We start from the raw sequence: 1,000 nt of genomic DNA on the forward strand, positions 1-1,000 counted from the left end.
TAATTACTAAATTTACCATTGTTCGTGTTATGCAATGGTCTTTTTGTTATGCAATGAAATTAACAACTACTTTCGCAAATTTACACTTGACTTTAACTAGCTGGTCTATTAGTAAATAACTCAAAACAGTATTCAAGTCTATGTATTTTGCACTTTTCACTATCGATAACAATATTATCCAAACTTGTACAGCATGCAGCACCAATAATAATGATTTTATTACATGTTTCCTGACAGCTTTTAATTGCTTCTAATTGCTCATTTTGTCCGATACTTCCATAGATACACTCCGGAAGAAATGTTAAGATTTCAACATTTCTTATATTGTTTTTTTTTATTACAAATTGAACTTCTTCAGCAAAGTTTTTACAAACAACTATACCCAATTTTTCATTCATTCATTTCACACCTATTCTAAAAGATATTTGCTTTCTTTAATATTTTTTCTTACATTTATTATAAATGATTATATCATTTTCTACAACTGTGAAAGTATTCAATTAAAGTAATCTCCTGGGTCGCTGTAACATCTCTGAAAACGATGCCCACTTTAATAATTTTTTGATATTCAACTATCACATTTACGCTATTCTCGAATATTCTATATAACCAAAGAAAAACCTTAATAAAAAACTTACGTTAATAAATTAATATAATTAGAAAGGAATTAATAAAATGAAATACTATTTGAAAAGACAAAAATATGATAAAAGGGATTTTTTATTTTCAAAGCTTAAAAGCACAATTATACTACCTCCCTTAATAGATATGCGAAATTTAATGCCACCGATTTATGATCAATTGCAACTAGGATCATGCAGCGCTAATTCCAGTACTTCTTATGATGTGTTTTTATATAATAATAAAATAGATTTATCAAGATTATTTCAATATTATGATTATCCCACAAAAAGCTTGTAATTACTTCCAAACGTAGTAATTATGATATAATAATATCAAAATCAGTACGTAGAGGAGGATTACTATGTTTTGCAAAAAT

At 26.6% G+C, this 1,000-nt stretch carries 2 protein-coding genes; one reads left to right on the forward strand and one right to left on the reverse strand.

Annotated features, from left to right (window positions below; translation table 11 throughout):
* Positions 1 to 92: 92 nt before the first annotated feature.
* Positions 93 to 398, reverse strand: a complete 306-nt coding sequence (locus KPL38_RS19335) for a hypothetical protein (protein WP_216290757.1) — start codon at positions 396 to 398, stop codon at positions 93 to 95.
* A 277-nt stretch (positions 399 to 675) separates the two neighbouring features.
* Here KPL38_RS19335 and KPL38_RS19340 point away from each other — a divergent pair, with 277 nt between their 5' ends.
* On the forward strand, positions 676 to 921 hold the full coding sequence (locus tag KPL38_RS19340) for a hypothetical protein (protein ID WP_216290758.1): 246 nt from the start codon (positions 676 to 678) through the stop codon (positions 919 to 921).
* The last annotated feature ends 79 nt before the right edge of the window (positions 922 to 1,000 follow it).

The sequence above is a fragment of the Clostridium psychrophilum genome, assembly GCF_018861705.1.
Taxonomy (GTDB): Bacteria; Bacillota; Clostridia; order Clostridiales; family Clostridiaceae; genus Clostridium_AD; species Clostridium_AD psychrophilum.

Bases quoted from the DNA above. Each gene is read 5' to 3' on its own strand.
- KPL38_RS19335 (WP_216290757.1), bottom strand. From the start codon at position 398: ATGAATGAAAAATTGGGTATAGTTGTTTGTAAAAACTTTGCTGAAGAA.
- KPL38_RS19340 (WP_216290758.1), top strand. From the start codon at position 676: ATGAAATACTATTTGAAAAGACAAAAATATGATAAAAGGGATTTTTTA.